General features: G+C 69.0%; 18 protein-coding genes and 3 tRNA genes. 8 read left to right on the top strand and 13 right to left on the bottom strand.

What is annotated here, in order from left to right:
* Nucleotides 1–63 precede the first annotated feature (63 nt).
* Nucleotides 64–3075: a putative bifunctional diguanylate cyclase/phosphodiesterase gene (locus ACPYIS_RS08200; protein WP_424859568.1), complete on the top strand. Its 3012-nt coding sequence runs from the start codon at nucleotides 64–66 to the stop codon at nucleotides 3073–3075.
* Here the strand turns inward: ACPYIS_RS08200 and ACPYIS_RS08195 are convergent.
* Nucleotides 3045–3782, bottom strand: coding sequence for an N-acyl amino acid synthase FeeM domain-containing protein (locus tag ACPYIS_RS08195; protein ID WP_424859569.1), 738 nt, complete (start codon nucleotides 3780–3782; stop codon nucleotides 3045–3047). The genes ACPYIS_RS08200 and ACPYIS_RS08195 overlap by 31 nt on opposite strands.
* A gap of 163 nt (nucleotides 3783–3945) precedes the next feature.
* On the opposite strand from ACPYIS_RS08195, the gene ACPYIS_RS08190 reads away from it, so the two are divergent.
* Nucleotides 3946–4033 (top strand) — tRNA-Ser (locus tag ACPYIS_RS08190).
* Nucleotides 4034–4052: 19 nt separating this feature from the next.
* On the opposite strand, the gene ACPYIS_RS08185 is transcribed toward ACPYIS_RS08190, so the two are convergent.
* The 9 genes from ACPYIS_RS08185 to ACPYIS_RS08145 form a co-directional block, all read right to left on the bottom strand.
* A complete protein-coding gene (locus ACPYIS_RS08185; RefSeq protein ID WP_424859570.1) occupies nucleotides 4053–5261 on the bottom strand; it encodes an ABC transporter permease in 1209 nt (402 codons plus the stop codon).
* Between the two features lie 3 nt (nucleotides 5262–5264).
* On the bottom strand, nucleotides 5265–6002 hold the full coding sequence (locus tag ACPYIS_RS08180) for an ABC transporter ATP-binding protein (protein ID WP_424859571.1): 738 nt from the start codon (nucleotides 6000–6002) through the stop codon (nucleotides 5265–5267).
* Nucleotides 5999–7300, bottom strand: coding sequence for an efflux RND transporter periplasmic adaptor subunit (locus ACPYIS_RS08175; protein WP_424859572.1), 1302 nt, complete (start codon nucleotides 7298–7300; stop codon nucleotides 5999–6001). Before ACPYIS_RS08175 ends, ACPYIS_RS08180 begins: the two co-directional genes overlap by 4 nt.
* Nucleotides 7301–7310: 10 nt before the next feature.
* The gene (locus ACPYIS_RS08170; protein WP_424894758.1) at nucleotides 7311–8756 is read right to left on the bottom strand and encodes an efflux transporter outer membrane subunit; all 1446 of its coding nucleotides are present in this window, start codon (nucleotides 8754–8756) and stop codon (nucleotides 7311–7313) included.
* 8 nt (nucleotides 8757–8764) lie between these two features.
* The gene (gene guaD, locus ACPYIS_RS08165; protein ID WP_299022299.1) at nucleotides 8765–10129 is read right to left on the bottom strand and encodes a guanine deaminase; all 1365 of its coding nucleotides are present in this window, start codon (nucleotides 10127–10129) and stop codon (nucleotides 8765–8767) included.
* 50 nt (nucleotides 10130–10179) lie between these two features.
* Nucleotides 10180–11070, bottom strand: a complete 891-nt coding sequence (locus ACPYIS_RS08160; protein ID WP_299022301.1) for a metal ABC transporter permease — start codon at nucleotides 11068–11070, stop codon at nucleotides 10180–10182.
* Nucleotides 11054–11833, bottom strand: a complete 780-nt coding sequence (aztA, locus tag ACPYIS_RS08155; RefSeq protein ID WP_424859574.1) for a zinc ABC transporter ATP-binding protein AztA — start codon at nucleotides 11831–11833, stop codon at nucleotides 11054–11056. Before aztA ends, ACPYIS_RS08160 begins: the two co-directional genes overlap by 17 nt.
* A gap of 85 nt (nucleotides 11834–11918) precedes the next feature.
* A tRNA-Arg gene (locus ACPYIS_RS08150) sits at nucleotides 11919–11995 on the bottom strand.
* A 226-nt stretch (nucleotides 11996–12221) separates the two neighbouring features.
* Nucleotides 12222–12298 (bottom strand) — tRNA-Ile (locus tag ACPYIS_RS08145).
* 92 nt (nucleotides 12299–12390) lie between these two features.
* Here ACPYIS_RS08145 and rmuC point away from each other — a divergent pair.
* Nucleotides 12391–13872 (top strand): DNA recombination protein RmuC, encoded by a 1482-nt coding sequence (rmuC, locus tag ACPYIS_RS08140; protein ID WP_424859575.1) that lies wholly within the window; start codon nucleotides 12391–12393, stop codon nucleotides 13870–13872.
* Nucleotides 13873–13897: 25 nt separating this feature from the next.
* Here rmuC and hrcA read toward each other — a convergent pair whose 3' ends face one another.
* On the bottom strand, nucleotides 13898–14920 hold the full coding sequence (gene hrcA, locus ACPYIS_RS08135; RefSeq protein WP_299022332.1) for a heat-inducible transcriptional repressor HrcA: 1023 nt from the start codon (nucleotides 14918–14920) through the stop codon (nucleotides 13898–13900).
* Between the two features lie 30 nt (nucleotides 14921–14950).
* On the opposite strand from hrcA, the gene ACPYIS_RS08130 reads away from it, so the two are divergent.
* The 3 genes from ACPYIS_RS08130 to rapZ are packed head-to-tail and all read left to right on the top strand — an operon-like array spanning nucleotide 14951 to nucleotide 18502.
* A complete protein-coding gene (locus tag ACPYIS_RS08130; RefSeq protein WP_424859576.1) occupies nucleotides 14951–15889 on the top strand; it encodes an NAD kinase in 939 nt (312 codons plus the stop codon).
* Nucleotides 15890–15911: 22 nt separating this feature from the next.
* Nucleotides 15912–17558 carry a DNA repair protein RecN gene (gene recN / locus ACPYIS_RS08125; RefSeq protein ID WP_299022312.1) on the top strand — a complete coding sequence of 549 codons (1647 nt, stop codon included), beginning with the start codon at nucleotides 15912–15914 and terminating at the stop codon, nucleotides 17556–17558.
* Nucleotides 17555–18502, top strand: a complete 948-nt coding sequence (rapZ, locus tag ACPYIS_RS08120) for an RNase adapter RapZ (protein WP_424859577.1) — start codon at nucleotides 17555–17557, stop codon at nucleotides 18500–18502. Before recN ends, rapZ begins: the two co-directional genes overlap by 4 nt.
* Here rapZ and mutY read toward each other — a convergent pair.
* Nucleotides 18460–19539 carry an A/G-specific adenine glycosylase gene (gene mutY / locus ACPYIS_RS08115; protein WP_424859578.1) on the bottom strand — a complete coding sequence of 360 codons (1080 nt, stop codon included), beginning with the start codon at nucleotides 19537–19539 and terminating at the stop codon, nucleotides 18460–18462. The genes rapZ and mutY overlap by 43 nt on opposite strands.
* 5 nt (nucleotides 19540–19544) lie before the next feature.
* Nucleotides 19545–20357 (bottom strand): bifunctional DNA-formamidopyrimidine glycosylase/DNA-(apurinic or apyrimidinic site) lyase, encoded by an 813-nt coding sequence (gene mutM, locus ACPYIS_RS08110; RefSeq protein WP_424859579.1) that lies wholly within the window; start codon nucleotides 20355–20357, stop codon nucleotides 19545–19547.
* Between the two features lie 72 nt (nucleotides 20358–20429).
* Between mutM and ACPYIS_RS08105 the strand changes: the two genes are divergently transcribed.
* Complete coding sequence (locus ACPYIS_RS08105) at nucleotides 20430–21875, top strand: tetratricopeptide repeat protein (protein ID WP_424894759.1); 1446 nt, start codon at nucleotides 20430–20432, stop codon at nucleotides 21873–21875.
* On the top strand, nucleotides 21872–22390 hold the full coding sequence (locus ACPYIS_RS08100) for a lipoprotein insertase outer membrane protein LolB (RefSeq protein ID WP_424859581.1): 519 nt from the start codon (nucleotides 21872–21874) through the stop codon (nucleotides 22388–22390). Before ACPYIS_RS08105 ends, ACPYIS_RS08100 begins: the two co-directional genes overlap by 4 nt.
* Nucleotides 22391–22392 lie beyond the last annotated feature (2 nt).

The raw sequence follows: 22392 nt of genomic DNA, 5'->3' as shown, positions 1-22392 counted from the left end.
GAGAGAGGGCTCAGCCCCGCGAAGTCAGGGAGTTTCGTCAGCCGCCACCCTCCCCCACGCTTCATGACCATTGGCCACCCTTCGCCCGCGATCGATACCCGCAGCGTTACCTCTCGCATCGAACTGGGCCTGCAGGCGTTGACCGCGTATGCAGTTCCCGCCTTGGTGGCGCTGTTGACGGTGTGGGCGGTGCTGTCGTGGCCCAGCGAATACCCCGAAGGAGAAGGCCGCTTGCTGCCCTTTCGGGCCATGACGGTCGACACCCCGCGTACGCCAGAACAGGTGTTGGCGGCGCTGCCCTCCCAGCCCGAGCGCACGAGCTGGGACACCCGCCTGTCCGAACAGCCCCTGTGGGTTCTGCTGACATTGTCCGACGCGGATCGTGCGGATGGACGCGCGCTGGACTTCCCCTCGCGCCATGCGACGGAGCTGCAGTGCTGGGACGCCGACGGCTTGGCGCCGTTGGGCCGCATCGACCGCCGCGCCTCGCCCACCGAGTCGGGTGTGCTTCGCCTGTCGCGGGCCGGTTTCGTGCTGGCGACACAGCCACTGCCCGCGCGCGTGCTGTGCGAGGTGCGCTTCACCGGGCCCGCGCGCTTCACTGCCGTCACACGCTCCGTGACCGAAATCGACCGCCTCGAACATGAATTCCACCGCGATGCCGGCTGGCTCGACGGCGGCTTGCTGTTGCTGGCACTGTTCACGCTGGTCGTCGGTATCCTCAACCGCGACCGCAACTACCTCATCTTCGCCGCCTGGCTGGTCATCAACCAACGCATGGCCGCCCTCTCCGGCGGGTGGGACTACCAATGGCTGGGCCAACTCGTGCCCCCGGATTGGCTGACTCCCCTGCGCCAAGCCACGCTCGCGCTGTATTCGACGGCCACGGTGGTGCTGTTTCGCTTTCTGTTCGAGGCCGACCTGGAGCGCACGCGAACCCTGCGCTGGGTCCAGGCAGTCGTGGTGGCATGCGTGCCCGTGCTCATCGCCGCGCTGGTGCTGCCGTACCGGTATTTTTTGCCCATCATCTGGAGCGCGACCGCCTTGGGCGTGTGCGTGCTGGGCTACGCGCTGGGCGTGATTCTGGTGCGCACCCGCTCGCCCGTGGCCATGTGGTACGCCAGCGCCATGGGCATCGCCCTGGCCGCCAGTCTGTACGAGGTGGTGGCCGCCGCGCTCGGGCTCAAGGGCCTGATCGGTGCAGTCAACAGCGTCACGGCGGCGCTGGCGTCGAGCCTGCTGGCCTCTCTGGCCATCGCCGAGCAATTTCGGCAGGAGCACTTGCAGCGGCTGGCGCTGCAGGCCGAGCTCCAGCACACCTTCGACTTTCTGCCCATCGGTCTGTTCACCCTCGACCACCAGGGCCGTTTCCTGAGTGCCAACCCGGCCCTCAACGGCATCGTGGGCCAGGTGGTGGAAGCCGGTAGCGACCACTGGGAGCGCTGGTTTCGGCCATACGATTGGGCACAGCTCGCCGCCCCCGACACGCCGGCGCAGACGGTGGAGTTCGAGACTGCCCTCGTTCAGGAGGACGGCGTGGGGCGGCGCTTTCAGGTGCGGGCTGCGCGCGCCGGTGACAAGATCGAGGGCACGCTGCAAGACATCACCGACAAGGTGCGCGCCTACGAGCACCTGCAGTTTCTGGCCGACCACGACCCGCTGACCAAGGTGCTCAACCGGCGCGGCATCGAGGCCTGTCTCGGCCGTGGCCTGCAGCGGCTGCGGCGCGGCAAGCCGCTGGCAGTGGCGTATCTGGATTTGGACCGCTTCAAGCTCATCAACGACCTGTACGGCCACGTCGCCGGTGACGCGGTGCTGCAGCAGGTGTGCGAGCGGGCCCTAACGCCGCTGTCGCCGCACATGTACCTGGGGCGCGTGGGCGGCGACGAGTTTTTGCTGGTCATGCTCGACACCCCGCTGCACCGCGCCGAGGCCATTTGCCGCGACGTGCTGTCGCGGCTGACGGCACAGCCGTACCTGGTCGGCGACCGCGCGTTTCAGGTGCGTGGCTCCATCGGGTTGATCGAGGTCGCGCCCGGCGTTTCGGCCAAAGACGTGGTGGCCACCGCGGACCGCGCCTGCCGCGAGGCCAAGCGGCTGCACACCACGGGGCTGGTGGTCTACGAGCACGGATCGCGCGCCTTCCGCGACCACGAGGCCGAAATGCAACTCGTCGAGCGACTGGCGGCGGGGCAGGAGATCGAGGGCTTGTTCCTCGAGATGCAGCCCATCGTAGCGCTGCGCCATCCGCACCAGTCGCACAACTTCGAGGTATTGCTGCGCATGCACGACGAGCATGGTAGCCGCGTGCCGACGGAGCGGCTCATCCGCGCGGGCGAAGCCGCCGGCCGCATGAGCGCTATCGACCGCTGGGTGGTGCAGTCCACCCTGCGCTGGCTGGCCCAGCACGATGCCGCGCTGCCGCAAAACCAGTTTGTCTGTCTCAACCTCAGTGGCGCTTCGCTCAACGACGAGCGCTTCATCGCCGACATGTACGACATGCTCGACCAGTATCGGCACGTCGTGCGCCGGCTGTGCCTGGAGATCACCGAGAGTGTCGCACTGCACGACATGGGCAATACCCGGCGCTTCATCGATCGGGTACGCAGCCACGGCGCCCGGGTCGCGCTCGACGATTTCGGCGCCGGCTACACGTCGTTCTCCTACCTCAAGGATCTGCCCGCCGACATCCTCAAGATCGATGGCAGCTTCATCGTCAACATGAACCGCCACCCGGCCAACGTCGCCATCGTGGAAGCGATCGTCAGCCTCGCGCAGAGCCTGGGCATGAAAACCATCGCCGAGTGGGCCGAGGACTTCGAGACCGTCGAGACGCTGGCCGAGATCGGGGTCGATTACGTCCAAGGCTACGCCATCTCCCGCCCCGTCTCCGCCGAGCGCATCCTGGCATCATCCTCCGGTGCCGACTTCATCAGCGACCCGCGTCTGAGCGACTACCTCAACACCCTCCCCCCAGATGACGACGAGCTGGCGCACGTCGACTGGGTGCTCGGTCACTCAGAAACGGACACCCCCGGTGCTCCTCAGCCGTCGGCCAGATCGATATCCGGGTGATCGGTGCCAAACCAGAAGTCGTACAGCGGATGGTCCACTCCCTCGGCACGCGCGGCCGCGATGTCACAGAACATGACGCGGTGCGGCAGGTGGAACACATGCGCCAGTGGCACGAAACCCGCCTCCGGGCGCACATCGCGAAACATCAGGCGAGCGTATTGACGGTCCAGCGGCGCGCGGGCGGTGACGAGCACGTACCGCACCCCCTGCCGCTCGCACCAAAAGTAAGCCGCCTTGAGCATCAGGGTTTTGACCATGCGGCTGTGCACCGCTTGCGCCACCGCGAGCCGGGTCACTTCGGCGCACGGTGCCGTCGCCATTTCAGCGGGTAAGTCGAACGACTGCTCCAGCGCCAGGGGCCGGTAGGTGTTGGTCTGCAGGCGCAGCGTCCCCAGTACCGACCCATCCACTTTCGAGCGCGCCAGCAGCACCGCCACACCCGGCTCGCGGTCCAACGGTTCCGGCTCGCGCAACCCCTCAGTCAAGGATGGGGGCAGGTGTCGGCCATACGCGGCATATCGGATCTCGGCGGCGAGGCGCAGCTCGGCCTCGCCCTGCGCCACGCGCACCGTAAACGGCAACCACTCCACGCGGCGCACGCCATCGCCGTGGGCGCGCATCTGTCGCTCCACCGGTTTCGGCACCGCATACCAGCCGTCCACGCCCGGCTGCTGAACCATCGTCGGCGTCTCGGTCAATGTCAACATCGTGCAGTCCTCCTGGGCACAACCCATCACGTCGGGATGACTTCACTCTAGACGCCATGTGCACCGACTGGAGTCCGAAACGCGCCGTTTCGTGTGTCGGGATTTTTCCGACACGCCGTCGGCCTGCCGCCGATGCGCCACCGGCTACAATGCTGCTGGCAGCGGAAGCGTGGCAGAGTGGTCGATTGCACCGGTCTTGAAAACCGGCAACCCGCAAGGGTTCGTGAGTTCGAATCTCACCGCTTCCGCCACGTCGATCCCTCCCGCCGTTCACTCATGCCGCAGCGCCTCGATGGGATCGAGCCGTGCGGCGCGGCGAGCGGGCACGTAGCCAAACACCACGCCGATGGCGGCCGAAAATGCGAAGGCGATCACGTTGATCGCGGGATCGAAGACGAACGGCACGCCCATCGCCTGGCTGAGGCCGAGGCTGGCCACCAGCGCTAGCGCCAGCCCGACCACCCCCCCCAGCGCGGCCAGCACCACGGCCTCGATCAAAAACTGCCCCATCACCTCGCGCTCCAGCGCCCCGATGGCCAGGCGCAGGCCGATTTCGCGCGTGCGCTCGGTCACGCTGACGAGCATGATGTTCATGATGCCGATGCCACCCACCAGCAGGCTGACCGCTGCGACGGCTCCTAGCAACAGCGTCATGACGCGCGTGGTACCGGACATGGTCTGTGCCAGTTGCTGCGTGTCCAGGATGTTGAAATTGTCCTCTTCACCCTCGGGGATGGCGCGGCGCTCGCGCAGGATGGCGCGGATACTGGTCTTGACGGACTCGGCATCGGCGCCGTCGAGCATGGACACGTGCAGCGTGAAGACGCGCGTGTGCCCCGCGACGCGCCTGTGTAGGGTGTTGATGGGCATGAGCACCATGTCGTCCTGGTCTTGCCCGAACGCGCCCTGCCCCTTGGGCGCGAGCACGCCCACCACCTCGCATGGAATCTGGCGCACACGGACGGTGTCGCCCACCGCAGGGTTGGGTCCATAGAGCTCACGGCGTACCGTCTCGCCGATGATGCACACTGCTGCACCGATGCGGTGTTCGTCGTCGGTGAAGGCGCGACCATCGGCCAGCGTCCAGTTGTTGACGAACAGCCAGTCGGCCGATCCCCCCACCAGACTGGTGCTCCAGTTGCGCCCATTGGCCACGACGGTGCCGCTGCTGCGCGCCTCGGCTGCCACCGCCATGACGCCAGGGGTTTGCGACGCGATGGCTTGCGCATCGGCCAGCTTGAACGATGGCGCTCCTGAACCAAAGCCACCCGGCCCCAGCCGCTGCCCTGGGCGCACCTGCAACAGGTTGACGCCAAGACTCGCGATTTGCTGCTGGATGGCCAACGTCGCGCCATTGCCCAGGGTCACCATCGTCACCACCGCCGCCACGCCGATGACCACCCCCAGCACGGTCAAGAAGGATCGCATCAGGTTGCGCCGGATCGAGCGCAACGCCAGCACCAGCGTGTTGAACCACATCGCTCAAGCCCCCTGCGTCACCGGCTCCGCACCGGGCAGCGGGGCCGTGCGCCGTTCCTCGCGCTCGACCACCCCGTCGCGAAAATGCACCACGCGCCGGGCGTAAGCTGCGATGTCGGGCTCGTGCGTGACCATGAGCACGGTGATGCCCCGCGCTTCGTTGAGCTGGCGAATGAGCGCCATGATCTCGTGGCTGCGCCGGGAATCGAGGTTGCCCGTGGGTTCATCGGCCAGCAGCACGCGCGGCTGCGTGACGATGGCGCGCGCGATGGCCACGCGCTGCTGCTGCCCACCCGAGAGCTCGGCGGGCGTGTGGTGTTCCCATCCCGCCAGTCCGACGTCGGCCAGCGCGGCCCGCGCGGCGGCGCGCCGCTCGCGTGCTGGCAGGCCGCGATAGACCAGCGGCAGCTCGACATTCTCTTGCGCAGTGGTGCGCGGCAGCAGGTGAAACCCCTGAAATACGAACCCAAAATAGCGCCGACGCACGAGCGCGCGTTCGTCGCGCGAGAGCGACTGCACCGGCACGCCCTGAAAACGATATTCGCCCGCGGTGGGTGTGTCCAGTAGGCCCAACACGTTCATGGCCGTGGATTTGCCCGAGCCACTCGGCCCCATGATGGCCAGAAATTCACCCGCCTGCACAACCAGATCCACCCCGCGTAGCGCCTGGAAGGCGGCCGCTCCTTGCCCGTAGGTCTTGGTGACGCCGCGCAACTCGATCAAGGCCACCGCTGTGCTCATGGCGTGCGCCCGCTGCTGCGCTGCTCGATGATTACGGGCAAGCCTTCGCTCAGGCCCTCGCCGCTGACCTCGGACAGACGGCCGTCGCTGATACCCACCGTGACGGAGACGGCCTGCGGCTTGCCATCGCGCAGGATCCAGATCTGGCGCGGCCCGCCGCGGTTGTCCAGCCGCACCGTTTTGCGGCCAATCGAGGGCGGCTTGGGCGTGAGCAGGGACGCCAGCCCACCGCCGCTGCCCGGCGGTGCGGGCTCGGTGGGCGTGAAGCGCAGCGCCGTGTTGGGCACCAGCAGCACGTCCTTGCGCTCCACCGCGCGGATGTTGGCAGTGGCGGTCATGCCCGGACGCAGCGAGAGGTCCTGGTTGTCCACATCCAACGTGGCGGTGTAGGTGACGACGTTATCCGTCTTGGTGGCGCCAAAGGCCACCCGCCCCACCGTGGCCGGATAGCGCCGCCGGGGGTAGGCGCTCACCGTAAACGTGGCCGGCAGCCCCTCGCGCACCACGCCGACGTCGGCCTCGTCCACCGCCACGTCCAGCTTGAGTCGGCGCAGATCCTGCGCGATGGTCAGCAGTGTGACCGCCTGCAGCGATGCGGCCACCGCGTTGCCGGGGTCAACGTTGCGCGCGAGCACCACGCCGTCGATCGGCGAACGGATGGACGCCTTGGCCAGGTTGGTCTCGTTGGTCGACAGTGCGGCGCGTGCCTGCTCCACCGCAGCGCGCGCGGTGGCCTGTGCGGCCTGTGCACGCTCCAGGGTCGCACGGGCGGCATCCAGCTCGGCGGCCGAAGGCATCTTGCCACCGGACAGTCGCGCCAACTCCTCGAGCCGGGCCAGCTGCGCTTGCGCTTCGCGTGCGCTGGCATCAGCCTGCACGACTTGTGCCTGCGCCGAGGCCAGCGCGGCGCGCGCGCTGTTGACCTGGTCTTGCAGCTTGGCCGTGTCCAGCACGACCAGCACCTGACCGCGCTGGACGCGGTCGTTGACGTCCACCAAGACCTCGCGCACCGTGCCCGAGAGCTCGCTGCCGATGTTGACCGAGCGCACGGGCTGCAGCGTGCCGTTGGCCGAGACGGTCAGCGTCAGGTCGCCGCGCTGGATAGGCTCGGTGATATAGACCGGCTGCGCACGCTGGCGGCTCTGCCCCTGCCACCACAGACCGCCCGCCACTGCCGCCGCCAGCAGCAGCATGGCGACCCACCAGCGGGGCCGGCGCCACCAGCGCACGGGGCGCTCCTCGGCCAACAGTGTCTCCACGGCGGCAGCAGGGGTCGGCTTGCGTCGAAACAGGGGCATGGTCATTCGCTCAATGAGGGGTCGCCGACAGCGCCGTGCCGTCGGCGGGCGGCGCCCAGCCGCCGCCCAGGGCTTTGATGAGTCGGACGTGATCGGTCGCCCACGCGGTGCGGGCCGCGGCCAGCTCGCCTTGTACGGCCAGCAAGGTGCGCTGCGCGTCGAGCAGGGTGCGGTAGTCGATCAGTCCGGCGCGGTAGCGTTGGCTGGCCAGTGCTTCGGCCTCGGCGGCGGCCGCCACCGCCGCCTGCAGGTGGCCCAGCCGCTCGCGATCGGCGGCGAGCGCAACCAGGGCGTTTTCGACATCGCGCAACGCGGCCAGCAACACGCCTTGCAGCGCGGCGCGGGCCTGCTCGATGGCGGCCTCTTGCGCGCGCACCTGCGCTTGCGCCGCCCCCCCATCGAACACCGACGCGGCCAGCGCCAACGCCAGGCTTCGCGTCAGCGCAGCAGCGTCGAACAACTCGGTCACGCGCGGCGCGGCCAGGCTCAAGGTGCCACCCACGTTCAGCGTCGGCCAGCGCGCCGCCTGCGCCTGGCGGCTGCGCGCAAACGCGGCCTGCAGGCGCGCCTCGGCGGCGGCCACGTCGGGGCGCTGGCGCAGCACGTCCACCGGCACGGGCAACGACCACGCAGCGGGCGGCTCGGGGGGCGCGGCGGGCGGCTCGGGCACGGCCACACCCGGCGCCTGGCCGGCCAGCACCGCCAGCGCATGGCGAGCCTGCCGGGCCGACGCCTGTAGCGCGGGAATGCTCGCGCGCACCTGCTCGACGGCCGCGCGTGCGGTCTGTACGTCCAGGTCGGAGGCCAGCCCCGCCTGGGCGCGCCACTGCGTCAGCTGCAGTGCCTCTTCCTGCGCGCGCAGGTTCTCTTGCGTGACGCGCAGGCGCTCGCGCAGCCCCCATATCTCCCAGTAGGTCGTGACCACCTCGGCCGCCAGTGTCACACGTACCTGCCCCAGCGCGGCCTCACTGGCCTGCATGTCGGCCTGTCCGGCCTGCAGTGCTGCCGCACGGCGGCCGAAGAGATCGATCTCCCAGCTCGCATCCAGCTTCGCACCCAGGTTGGTGCGCGCCACCGCATCGCCCGTCTGCGCGCGCTGCGCCGACGCCCCGGCGCCGAGTGACGGCCCCGTGGCCGCCTGCGCCACATCGCGCAGCGCGCGCGCCTGGGCAACGGCAGCCAACGCGGCGGCGACATCCGTATTGGCCCGCAGCGCGCGCTCCACCCAGTCGGTGAGCACCGGGTCGCCCCACGCCGTCCACCAGCGCGAATCGATCGCCGCCACCACTCCGGGCGCCCCTGGCGCGTCGGACGACCACTGGGCAGGAATGGTCACCTTCGAATCCAACGGCGGTGCCGCGGCCGGGGAGACGGCACACCCGGCCAACGCGTAGGCCGCACCGACGAGACTGGCGACGATGCGAATCGCATGAGGAGCGACGAAGGTTCGATGCATGGATCGCCCTAGGATACCGATCCGACGTGAAGCGCGCCTGATGCGTCGGTAAAGTGGTGTGTCTGCGCTGGGGTACCGGCGACGATCACCTGACGCACCACACGCTCATCGGCCAGCATGACCCAGGCGAACAACCATTCCGCCAACGACGCGGCCTGAGCCGTGCGCCGCGCCAGCAAGGGGATGGCCTGCGCATCGAGCACGACGAAGTCCGCCTCGCTGCCCGGCGCCAGCGATCCGATCACCCCGTCCAGCCCCAGGGCGCGCGCCGCACCGGCCGTGTGCTGCCACCACAAGTCGACGGCCGACAGGCTCAGACCCACTTTCGGCTGGCCATCGCCACGCACGGCGGCGCGCGCGACGGTATAGGCCGCGCGCATGGTGACGAAGGGGTCGAAGCTCATGCCCCCGCCCACATCGCTGGCCAGGCCGTGGCGCACGCTGCCCGCGCGCGCTGCCGCATAGTCGAAGAAGCCGCTGCCCAAGAACAGGTTGCTGGTGGGCGACACCGCAATCGCCGCGCCGGTCTGAGCCAGCAGCGCGCGGTCGGCGTCGTCCAGGTAGATGCCGTGCGCATAGACGGCGCGCGGGCGCAGCAGCCCGAAGCGCTCGTACACCGCCAGATAGCTGCGATCGTGCGGGTATAGCTCACGCACCCAGCGCACCTCGTCGACATTTTCGGCGACATGCGACTGCACCCACACATCGGGGTAGCGCGCCGCCAACTCGCCCGCGCCGCGCAGCTGCGCATCGCTGCAACTGGGCGCAAAGCGCGGCGTGATGGCATAACCCAGCCGCCCACGCCCGTGCCAACGCGCGATCAGCGCCTCGGTATCGGCCAGCGAGCGCTCGGTCTCGTCGCGCACGCCGTCGGGGCTGTGGCGGTCCTGCAGCACCTTGCCCGCGATACAGCGCAAGCCCCGCGCGCCCGCTTCGATCAGCAGCGCGTCCACCGACACCGGGTGCGAGGTGGCAAAGGCCAGCGCCGTGGTGACGCCGTGGCGCAGCAGCTCGTCGACGAAAAAGCGCGCGACCTCGGCCGCATGATCCGCGTCGGCGAACCGAGCCTCGTGCGGGAAGGTATAGCGCTCCAGCCACGGCAACAGGCCGTCGGCGGGCGAGCCGATGACGTCCGTTTGCGGGTAGTGGATGTGCAGGTCGATGAAGCCGGGCGCGATCAAGCAGCCGCGACAGTCGGTCACGGCAGCGTCCGGATACGCCGCGCGCAGGGCATCGGCCGGTCCGACCGCCACCACGCGCTGCACCCCGTCGGCGTCGGCTGCGGTGACCAGCCAACCGTCGGGCTCGAAGTGAACATGCGGCTCGTCCGTGTGCGGATCGAACCAAAGGATTGCACCATGCCATGCTTGCATGGCGCCTAGCTTAGCCGCTTCGCGCGGCATGGGCGTGACATCGCATCGATTCACCCCTTAAGATGGCGCTGCGGCACATGCTGCTGGCGCCACCAGCCGTATGGCCCCACTAGCATCGACACGCCGTACCATGCCCCCAGCAACAGCACGATGGTGGGACTGGTGGGCCAGTCGGTGCGGTACGACAGCCACAGCCCCAGCAGCGACAAGACGGCCGCCATCAGCACCGCTGCCACCAGTAGCGGCTGCAAGCGCCGAAACCAAAACCGCGCCGCCGCGGCAGGCAACACCATCATGGCCACCGCCATCAACGTGCCCAAGGCATGGAAGGCCGCGACCAGATTGATCACCACCAGCGCCAGAAACCCGTGGTGCGCCGCCGCCCCCCAACGGCTGACGCCGCGCAAAAACGCCGGATCGACACACTCCATGACCAGCGGCCGCCACAGCCCGGCCAACCCCACCAGCGTCAACGCCGCCACTGCCGCCAGCAGCCCCAGCACCGACGCCTCCAGCGCCAGCACCGAACCGAACAACACGTGCAGCAGGTCGATTTGCGTGCCGCGTACCGACAGGATCAACACCCCCAGCGCCAGCGAGGTGAGATAAAACGTGGCCAGCGCAGCGTCTTCGCGTATCACCGTGTGGCGCGCCACCACGCCGGCGGCAGCCGCGACCACCAGCCCGCCCACGATGCCGCCAGCGGTCATCGCGGGCAGCGACAGCCCGGCCAACCAATAACCGATGGCCGCACCGGGCAAGATGGCGTGCGACATCGCATCGCCCATCAGGCTCATGCGGCGCAGCATCAAAAAAACCCCCACGGGCGCCGCGCCCAGCGCCAGCAGCACGCACCCCAGCGCGGCGCGCTGCATGAAGCCGAACTCCAACCCCGTGGCCGCGCCCAGCCAACCCATCAGCCCCTCAATGCCGGTGAGCATGCGAGGACTCCTCGGCAGCGTTGGGCTCGGACACGTCGCACAGCTCCGCCTGCTCGTCGAACGCCTCCTGCAAGCGGCGCGCGCGCAGCAGGTTGGCTTCGGTCAGCACGGCCTGGGTGGGCCCGTGCGCCACCAGCTCGCGCGCCAGCAGCGTCGTGGTCGGAAAAACCGCACGCACCAGCGCCACATCGTGCAGCACCGCGATCACGGTACGCCCGGCCTCGTGCCAGCGCTGCAGCACACACACCAAATCTTCCAGCGTGCGCGCGTCCACCCCAGTAAAGGGCTCGTCGAGCAATACCACGGGCGCATCTTGCAGCATCAGGCGCGCAAACAGCGTGCGCTGAAACTGCCCACCGGAGAGTGTGTCGAGCGTGCGCCGCTCGAAGCCTTGCAGACCCACGGCCTCGATCGCCTGCTGCACCCGCTGGCGCTGCACCAGCGTGGGGCGCCGCCAGACGCCCAGCTCATGCCACAGGCCCATCAATACCAGCTCGGCAACGGTCACAGGGAACGACCGGTCCACCTCACTGATCTGCGGCAAATACGCGACCTGATGGGGCGAAACCCCGGTCACACGCCCGCGCATCGGGCGCAGCCGCCCCGCCACGCATTTGAGCAAGGTGGACTTGCCCGCACCGTTCGGGCCCACCACGGCGGCCAAGTCGCCGCGTCGCCAGCGCAGGCTGACGTGGTGCACCGCCGGGTGACGCTCATACCCAGCGGTCAGGTCACGCAGTTCGATGTCGGCCGGATAGGGCATGGACGTCCTGGGCACCCGCAGTGGGACACCCCAACCGGGCGCACCACGGAAAAAAGGCCAGTCCATTGGACTGGCCTTGCATGTTTGGCGCGGCTGGCAGGATTCGAACCCACGACCCCTTGGTTCGTAGCCAAGTACTCTATCCAACTGAGCTACAGCCGCTTACTGAAGCCTGCAGTATACACCAGTTTTGGGACGTTCCTGACATTGTCGACGCCGCTACTGACCGACTGGCCATGCGGTGTCTGGCTGAATGACACTCTGAGCCGACAACCGGTCCGGTGCGGACACTGAAAGTGCTTCCTACACCGTGTCTACACATCCCAAAGCAACCCACGTGCGCCGCGGGTACAACTTTGGGGAAAGCCGCGTCACCCATTGATTTTCCTGGTAGGCCGTGCAGGGCTCGAACCTGCGACCAAGGGATTATGAGTCCCCTGCTCTGACCAACTGAGCTAACGGCCCCAGCGGAGGCCTGCATTGTACGGGGCGGCGACGGCCAGTGGGCACGCTTTACGCGCTATGCTTGCGGATCGACCCTTGGGGAGGATGCCGACATGACCAACGAATCCTTGCTGCTGGCCGCCGTCGGGCTGGGCCTGCTGGGTGTGGCTTTGCTGCTCGTGCTGCTGCTGCGTCGGCCGCGCTTCGAGACACCGGCCGACTTGGCGGCCCGCCTGGGGCTGCTGGAGCAGCAAATGCAGGCGCTGCTGCAGACGGGCGCCCGGCTCGACGCCGGGGTGGAGCGGCTGCACACCCGGCTCGATGAGTTCACGGCGGCCACGGCCGAGCGGCTGGAGGCATCGCGCCAGACGCTCGACGCCAAACTCGACCGCACCGTGGAAGAAGCGCGCCAAGGTCGACAGGAACTGGGGCAGGCCACACAGACCACGCTGGAAGCGCTCAAGCGCGACGTCTCCGCCCAGTTGGGCGCGATGTCGCAGGCCCTGAAGGACCAGCTCGAAGCAACGGGCGGCCTGATGCACCGACAGTTTGCCGCGCTGCAGGATTCGGTGGCACAGCAGTTGCAGGCGATGGTGCAGGGGGCACAGCACAACTCGGAGCAGCTGCGTGCCGCGCTCAACGAGCGGCTGGCGGCCATCCAAGCCGACAACACCACCAAGCTGGAGGAGATGCGCCGCACCGTCGACGAAAAACTACACGCCACGCTGGAGCAGCGCCTGGGCGATTCCTTCCGCTTGGTGAGCGAACGGCTGGAGCAGGTGCACGCCGGCCTGGGCGAGATGAAGCAACTGGCCGGTAGCGTGGGCGACCTCAAGCGCGTCATGACCAACGTACGCGCACGCGGCACGTGGGGCGAGGTGCAACTGGGCGCGCTCATCGACAGCCTCTTGACCGTCGAACAATACGAGCGCAACGTGCGCACCGTCGAGGGCAGCAACGAGCTGGTCGAGTTCGCAATCAAGATGCCGGGGCGCCACGACCAGGAGACGGTGTGGCTGCCGATCGACTCCAAGTACCCGGTGGAGGACTATCAGCGGCTGCTGGACGCGCACGACAGCGGTGACAAAGACACGATCGCCCGGGCGACGCAGGCGTTTGCCAGTGCGCTCAAGGCCGAGGCGCGCAAAATCCGCGAAAAATACCTCAACCCCCCCAAGACCACTGACTTCGCGATCCTGTTCCTGCCCACCGAGGGGCTGTTCGCCGAGGCTTGCCGCATCCCCGGCATGGTCGAGACGCTACAAAACGAATGCCGCGTCGTGCTGGCAGGGCCCACGACGTTGGCCGCCATGCTCAACAGCCTGCGGCTGGGCTTTCGCACGCTGGCGATCGAGAAGCGCTCGTCCGAGGTGTGGGCCATCCTGGCCAGCGTCAAGACCGAGTTTGGCAAATTCGGCCAGATCATCGACGCCACGCGCAAATCGATCGACCAGGCGGCGCGCAAGTTCGACGACATCGGCGTGCGCACACGCGCCATCGAGCGCCGCCTGCGGGGCGTGGAGGCGCTGCCAGCCGACGCACCCTCCGGACTGGACGCGACCGACTGGCTGGCAGTGGACGACGATACCGCCTGAGCAGACTGCTAATGGCTTCGCGCGATCACTCCCCCCGACCCTGACTGAGCGCTTGCCCGACCAGCTTGGCGGTAATGTCGACGATTTGGATCATGCGGTCGTAGGGCATGCGCTGCGGGCCGATGACGCCCAAGGTACCCACGACTTGGCCGTCGACTTCATACGGCGCGCTGACCACCGAGAGCTCTTCGTATGGCACCACCTGGCTGTCGCCACCGATGAAAATGCTCACCCCGTCGGCCTGGGCCGAGATGTCCAGCAGCCGCATGACCTGGGTTTTTTGCTCGAACAAATCGAACAGCTTACGCAGATTGCTCATGTCGCGCGCAAAGTCGTCGACCTCCAGCAGGTTGCGCTCGCCCGCGATCACCACCTCGTCCGTCTGGGCCGCCTCGCTGCCGGCCTCCACCGCCTTGACCATCAGCCCCGCAATCTCGCCGCGCAGGGTATCCACCTCGTCGCGCAGGCGCGCACGCACCTCGTCGAGCGCCAGCCCGGCGTAGTGCGCATTCAGGTAGTTGGCCGCCGACTGCAGCTGATCTTGGGTAAATTCCGTCTGGGGGTGCAGGATGCGGTTTTGCACCTCCCCGTCGGGCGAGACCAGAATAACGAGCACGCGGCGCTCCGACAGACGCAGAAATTCGATGTGCCGAAACACGGCCGACCGCCGCGGCACCCGCACCACGCCCACGAAGTGCGACAGCTGCGACAGTAGCTGCGCCGCCTGGCTGAGCACTTGGCGCGGCTGGTCGGCCGCCAACGCCGGCGCGGGCAGGGCGTCGATGGTGGGCAGCTCGGCGCGCCGCACGGTCAGCATCGTGTCCACGAAATAGCGGTAGCCGCGCGGTGTCGGCACGCGCCCGGCCGAGGTGTGGGGACTGGCCACCAGCCCCAAGTCCTCCAGGTCGCTCATCACGTTGCGGATCGTTGCGGGCGACAGATCGAGCCCGGCCGCCTTGGACAGCGTGCGCGAGCCCACCGGCTGGCCGTCCGCTATGTAGCGCTCGACCAACGCCTTGAGCAGCAATTTGGAACGCTCGTCTAACATCATGGCACCGTCGCTTTCTCGTGTTGTAATTTGAGCATGAAACCGCCCACCGTGCAGCCCGCATCGCCCGTCGCGTCCGTGGACGGCAGTGCTGCGTTGCGCTTTGAGCGCGTGGCCCTGGTGGGCAAATACCACGCCAGTGGCAGCCGCGAGGCCCTGGAGCAGGTCGTGCACTTTTTGCACGACCAAGGGTGCGAGGTGACGCTGGAGCGAGAGACGGCGCACCACATCGGCCCGCTGGGGGATGGCACGCGCGACGTTGCGGGCATCGGCGCGCATTGTGACCTGGCACTGGTCGTCGGGGGTGATGGCACCATGCTGGGCATCGGCCGCCAGTTGGGGCCTTATGGTGTACCCCTCATCGGAATCAACCAGGGGCGGCTTGGGTTCATCACCGACATTCCGTTCGATCGGTTCGCCGACATCCTGCATCCCATGCTGCGCGGGGCTTACGAGGAAGAGCGCCGCACCCTCATGCACGCCGGCGTCTGGCGCGATGGGCATGGCGTGTTCGAGACCATCGCCATGAACGACGTGGTGGTCAACCGAGGGGGTGCCCCCAGCATGGTCGAGCTGCGCGTCGAGGTCGATGGCCACTTTGTGGCCAACCAGCGCGCCGATGGGCTCATCATCGCCTCGCCCACGGGTTCCACCGCCTACGCCCTGTCGGCCGGTGGCCCCCTGTTGCACCCCGCGATCGCCGGCTGGGTGATGGTGCCGATCGCGCCGCACACGCTGTCCAACCGCCCCATCGTGCTGCCCAGCGACGGCGAGATCGTGATCGAAGTGGTCGCCGGACGCGAACCCAGCGCGCACTTCGACATGCAAACGTTTACCAGCCTGCTGCCGGGCGACCGCATTGTGGTACGGCGCTCGGTGCACACGCTGCGGCTGCTGCACCCGGTGGGCTGGAGCTACTTCGATACCCTGCGGCGCAAGCTGCACTGGAACGAAGGGGTTGCCACATGACCCCCGTCAAGGAGACCGAGGCATGAGCTGGCTGCGGCTGGCGGTACGCGACTTCGTCATCGTGCGCTCGTTGGATCTGGAATTGGGCCCCGGATTCACGGCCCTGACCGGGGAAACCGGAGCGGGCAAGTCGATCCTGATCGATGCGCTCCAACTGCTGTTGGGCGGACGCGCGGAAGCGCACGTGGTGCGTGAGGGCGCGGCGCGCGCCGAGGTGGCAGGTGAGTTCGACGTGCCGCGCGCTGCCCTCGATTGGCTGCGCGAACAGGGGTTCGAGGTGGCCGCGGGCGAACCCGTGTTGCTGCGCCGCACCGTCGATGCGCAAGGCCGCAGCCGCGCCTGGATCCACGGCAGCCCGGCCACCGCCGCCCAGCTGCGGGCGCTGGGGGAATACCTGGTGGACATCCACGGCCAGCACGCGTGGCAGAGCCTGACGCGGGCGGACCGCGTGCGCGACTTGCTAGACCGCTACGCCCGGCTGGACACCTCGGCCCTGCAAGCGGCGTGGTTGGACTGGCGCAGCGCCGAGGCGGCGCTGGAGGCCGCCATCGCGGGCCAAGCCACGCGCGACGCCGAACGCGAGCGGCTGCAGTGGCAAATCGACGAGGTGGCGCGGCTCGCGCCCGGGGCGGACGAGTGGGACGAACTCAACCGCCAGCACGCCCGGCTGGCGCACGCGCAAACGCTGATCGACGCCGCGCAGAGCGCGCTGGCCGCGCTGGACGGCGACGAGATCAACGCCAGCGGGCTGATGGGTCGCGCCATCCACGCGCTGCGCGAGCAGGCGCACATCGAACCCCGCTATGCCGAGCTGGCCGACGTGCTGCAGCAAGCACTCGACCAGGTGAGCGACGCCTGCCGCGACTTGCAGCACCACGCCGCGCACACCGAACTGGACCCGGCCGCGCTGGCGGCCCTGGACGAGCGCCTGTCGCGCTGGCTGGCGCTGGCACGCCGCTACCGCTGCCCACCGCAAGAGCTGCACCAGCGCTGGCAGGACTGGCAGGCCCGCCTGCGCGAGCTGCAACGCGCAGCCGATCTGGATGCGCTGCGCGCCAGCGCTGAGCGGGCGCGTGCCGCTTTCCTGGCGCAGGCGCAGGCCGTCTCCCAAGCGCGGCAGCCCGCTGCCGCGAGGCTAGGCGCAGCCATCACCGAGGCGATGCAAGGCTTGGGCATGGCCGGTGGCCGCTTCGAGGTGCGGCTGGAGCCGCTGCCCGAGCCGCAGGCCAGCGGGCTGGAGCGCGTGGAGTTTTTGGTCGCAGGGCACGCGGGCACCACGCCGCGCCCGGTGGGCAAAGTGGCCTCGGGCGGTGAGTTGTCGCGCATCGCACTCGCGATCGCGGTCGTCACCAGCCAGTTGGGTGAGGCTCCCACACTGATCTTCGACGAGATCGACAGCGGTATTGGCGGTGCCGTGGCGCACACGGTGGGCCAGTTGATGGCGCGGTTAGGCGGCGACCGCCAGGTATTGGCTGTCACCCACCTCCCCCAGGTGGCCGCGTGCGCCCATCACCACCTGCACGTGAGCAAGACACGCGAGGGCGGCGCCACGGTCAGCCTGGTCACGCCGCTGGAGGGTGACGCGCGCGTCCAGGAGCTGGCGCGCATGTTGGGCGGCAGCGGCTCGGAGACCTCACTGGCCCACGCACGGGAGCTGCTGCAGCCATGAACCCACCGACCCAGCCCACGCCCAACGCCGACGCCGCCCCGCAGACGACGCCTGCCGCGGGTGGGCCGCTGCAGCTCGTGCTCATCACCGGCATGTCGGGGTCGGGCAAATCCGTGGCCCTGCATGCGTTGGAGGACTCGGGCTTTTACTGCGTGGACAACCTGCCGCCGGAGCTGCTGGAGGCGTTCATCGACGTCGAGCGCAGCCACCACGCCGAGCGGGTGGCCGTGGCGATCGACGTGCGCAGCGCCGCGTCGCTGCCGGGCTTGCCGCAGCGGCTGGCCGCGCTGCGCGAGCGCGACATGGCGCTCACCATCCTGTTTCTGGATGCCAGCGACGACGTGCTGATCCGCCGCTACTCCGAGACGCGGCGCATGCACCCGCTGTCGGTGCGCCACAGCGCCGACCAGCGACGCGCGCTGGTCGATGCACTGGCGCTGGAGCGCGAGTTGCTGGCACCGCTGCGCGAAGGGGCCCTGGTCATCGACACCAGCCAGCTCAAGGCTGCCCAGTTGCGCACCGAAGTCAAGTCGCTGCTGGTGCGCACCCCCGCGCCGCTGGCGCTGGTGTTCGAATCGTTCGCCTTCAAACGTGGCGTGCCGATGGACGCCGACTTCGTGTTCGACGTGCGCATGCTGCCCAACCCCCACTACGATCCCGCACTGCGGCCCCTGACGGGGCTGGACCCGGCGGTGGCAGCCTATCTGGAGGCCGAACCCGAGGTCGCCGAGATGCGCACGCACATCACCCGCTTTCTGGAGCATTGGCTGCCGCGCCTGGTGCGCGATCACCGCAGCTACGTCACGGTGGCCATCGGCTGCACCGGCGGGCAGCACCGCTCGGTCTATCTGGTCGAGCGGCTGGCCGCGCACTTCGCTCCCCAGTGGTCGGTGCAGCGCCGTCACCGCGAGCTGGACGTGCGCTCACCCGCCCCCAGCGCCTGAAGCCACGCACGCACCGGAGCTGGCAAGCCGAGCGCAAACGCGTCAGCCGGGACCCACCATGCCCCCTGGTCGGGCAGCACGCCCGGCGCATTGGGTGCCACCGCCGCATCGGCCAGCGGCACACGGCAGCACACGGGCTGCAAACGCAGGTCGCGGTGCGTCAGCGCGTGGTCGATGACCGGTGCCCACTGCGCACGCACGTCGGGATGCGACGCCAACCAGGCGCGCAGCCCCGCCTCCTCGCGCAGCACGGGCGGCGACCACAACCCGGCCCAAATACCACGCGCCGGGCGACGTTGCAGCCACCAGGCGCCATCCGCGCGCACATACAGGGGCAGCCACCAGGTCTCGGTGCGGCGCGCCGGACGGGGCGTGCGCGCCGGCCAGCGGGTCGGCTCGCCGCTGGCGTGGCCTGCGCATAGCGTGGCCACAGGGCAATCGGCACAGCGCGGCCGTGTTCGGGTACACACCGTCGCGCCCAGATCCATCAAGCCCTGCGTGTACGCCGCCATGTCATCGGCCGACGCATCGGCGGGCACCAGCGCCTGCGCGGTGTTCCACCACCACCGATGCGCGGCCGCGTCCGGGCCTGCATCGGCCCACACGCGTGCCAGCACCCGCCGCACGTTGCCGTCCAGGATCGAGCGGCGCTCACCCCAGCAAAACGCGGCGATGGCAGCTGCCGTGGATGGCCCGATGCCTGGCAGCGTCGCCAGCGCATCGGCCGTCGCAGGAAACACCCCGCCATGGTGTTGCACCACAGCCTTTGCACACGCATGCAAGTGGCGCGCGCGGCTGTAGTAGCCCAGGCCGCTCCAGAGCGCCAACACCTCGTCCAGCGACGCGGCGGCGAGCGTGTACACGTCTGGAAAACGCTGCAAGAAACGCTCGTAATAGCGCAGCACGGTGGCGACTTGCGTCTGCTGTAGCATCACTTCGGACAGCCAGACTCGATAAGGGTCGCGGCTGCCTTGCCACGGCAGCCCCCGGCGGCCATGCACGCGCTGCCAGGCCACCACGCGCGAAAAAAAATCCATGGGTTTCAGCGCGTCTGACAATGTGCGCAGTAGTACGTCGAGCGCTGCCCTTGACGCATCACACGAATCGGTTGACCACAGATTCGGCACGGCTGGCCCGCGCGGCCATAGACCCACGTCTCGAGCTGAAAGTGCCCATCCTGCCCGTCAGCGCGAAAATCCCGCAGCGTGCTGCCCCCCACGGCCAGCGCGCGTTGCAGCACCTGCCGGATCGCCGCATGCAGTCGCTGGGCCCGCGCGCGGCTGATGCGCATCGCGGGCGTAGTCGGACGGATGCCCGCCAAAAACAGGGCTTCGCTGGCGTAGATGTTGCCCACGCCCACCACCACGTCGCCGGCCAGCAGCACGCTCTTGATGGCTGCGCGCCGCCGGCGCAACGCGGCATGAAAACGCACTGGGTCGAACGCCTCGTCCAGCGGCTCGACCCCCAGCCCGCCCAACAGCCGCTGCGCCACCGGGGCGTCGAGCGCGTGCGCATAGACCACGGCCCCGAACCGGCGCGGATCGTGCAGGCGCAGCGTGCCGCGGTCGGTCACCAGATCGAAATGATCATGTCGGCCTGGCGGTGGCGGCTGCGTCAACCACGTCAGGCTGCCCGACATGCCCAGGTGCACCAGCAGCCAACCGACCTCCAATTCGATCAGCAAGTACTTGCCACGCCGCCGCACCGCCTGCACGCGACGGCCCACCAGCGCTGGTGGCTCCACCCCCAGCGGCCAGCGCAGCGGAAGCCCGCAGCACACGGCCTCGATGCGCGCCCCCGCCAACCGGTCGGCGATGCGCAATCGGGTCACTTCGACTTCGGGCAACTCGGGCATGACGACTCACGGAACGAGGAAATGGACGCACTGCATTATCATCAACCGAGCACACCCCCGATCGGACCGTCCATGCCGCGCCTGCGCTCCCCGCTCGTCATCCTCTGGCTGCTCGCCGGCTTGGCGCTGCCGCCGGCGCTCGCCCAACCGGCTGGGCAACCCGCGCTGCCCATCGCTGGCGCACCAGCGTCGAGGCCCGACACCGCCCCCTCGGGGCTCGATGCGGAGCTGTTTTATCAACTGCTGATCGCCGAACTGCAACGCCGCCACGACCCGGGCGCGGCCTACTCCATCATCCTGGAAGTGGCCCGACGCACTGGCCACCCGGAGCTCTTTCGGCGCGCGATGGAAATCGCGCTGCAGGGTCGCGCACCACAAGCGGCGCTGTCCGCGGTGCGTGAATGGCGGCAACGCCTGCCTGCCGACGACGAAGCGCGCCGCACCGAACTGCAATTACTGCTCGGGCTGCAGCGGGTACGCGAGGCGGGCCCGGTCCTGCGCGACTGGATACGCGCCACCCCGGCGCCGCAACGCCCTGCGCTGATTGCCGTGATCCCCTCGCTGCTGGCGCGCGCGTCGGACAAGGCCGAGGCGGTGGCCGCTGCCCAAACCGCACTCGAGCCTTTTTTGCGCGAGGCCCCGACCTCGGCAGCGGCGTGGGCCGCGCTCGGGCGCGTGCATCGCCAAGCCGGCGACGATGAACAGGCATTGCACGCCGCGCGCCAAGCCATCCAGGCCGCCCCGCGCGCCGCCGCGGGTGCTTTGCTGGCCGTGGAGCTGCTCGAACGCCGCCCAGAAGAAGCCGAACCTCTGGTGCAGCGCTACTTGCATGCGACCCGCAACGCCACCGACACCGATCCGGTGGTCGCCATCAGCTATGCCCAAGCGCTGGCCGAGCGCGGGCGCATGGCCGAGGCGCGCGCGGTACTGCAGCACACCCGTACGGCGCGCCCGGACGAACGGCGCCGCCTGCTGATCGCCGAAGCGCGGCTGCTGCGCGACCAAGACCAGCCGCAAGCCGCGTATGACGTGCTGACCCAGGCCCTGCGCGACACGCCCGACGACCCCGATCTGCAGTATGAGCTGGCGATGGTGGCCGAGCGCACCGGTCGGCTCGACGAGATGGAGCGGCTGCTGCGGGCCGTCATCGCGCGCAAACCCGACGACGCGCACGCCTACAACGCGCTGGGCTACGCCCTGGCCGACCGTGGCGTGCGCCTGACCGAGGCCAAGGCGCTGATCGAGGAAGCGCTGCGCCGCGCGCCGGACGACGCCTACATCATCGACAGCCTAGGCTGGGTGGAATACCGTCTGGGCAATTGGCCCGAGGCGCGACGACTGCTCACGCAAGCCATGCAGCAGCGCCCGGATGCCGAGATCGCCGCTCACCTGGGCGAGGTGCTGTGGGTGCTGGGTGAGCGCGAAGAGGCGCTGGCCGTCTGGCGTCAGGGCCTTGCCCTTGACGCCCGCAACCGCACCCTGACCGAGACGCTGCAGCGCCTCGGCGTCCAACCGTGAGTCTGGCTCTGCTGTCCCCTCGTGCGCGCTGGCGCGGGGTGGTGGCGGCGGTCGCCGTCGCCCTCTTGGCAGGCTGCGCCACGCCGCCACCGCCAGCGCCGTCTAAACCATCGGCCGCATCCCACTGGAGTGGACGGCTGGCGCTGTCCCTGGCCACCGATCCGCCGCAACACTGGTCGGCCGGCTTCGAGCTCAGCGGCACGCCCGCGCAGGGCGAGCTGCGCCTGTCCACGCCCCTGGGTCAGACCCTGGCCACGATCCGTTGGGACGGCAGCGGTGCCTGGGTCGAGCGACGCGACACAGACCCACGCCCTTATGACGGGCTGGATGCGCTCACCGCCGACTTGATCGGCACACCGGTGCCTGTCACCGCGCTGTTTGCCTGGTTGCGCGGCGTCCCCCACGAGGCCCCGGGCTGGCAGGTCGATCTGTCGCAGCAGCCCACAGGACGGCTGCGCCTGCGGCGCAGCGATCCGCCCCCAGCGGCCGACCTGCGGCTGATCTGGCAACCCTGATC

Origin of the sequence: Tepidimonas sp. HKU78 (assembly GCF_049860815.1) — a bacterium.
Lineage (GTDB): Bacteria > Pseudomonadota > Gammaproteobacteria > Burkholderiales > Burkholderiaceae_C > Tepidimonas.
This window is presented reverse-complemented; position numbering and strand designations above follow the sequence as displayed.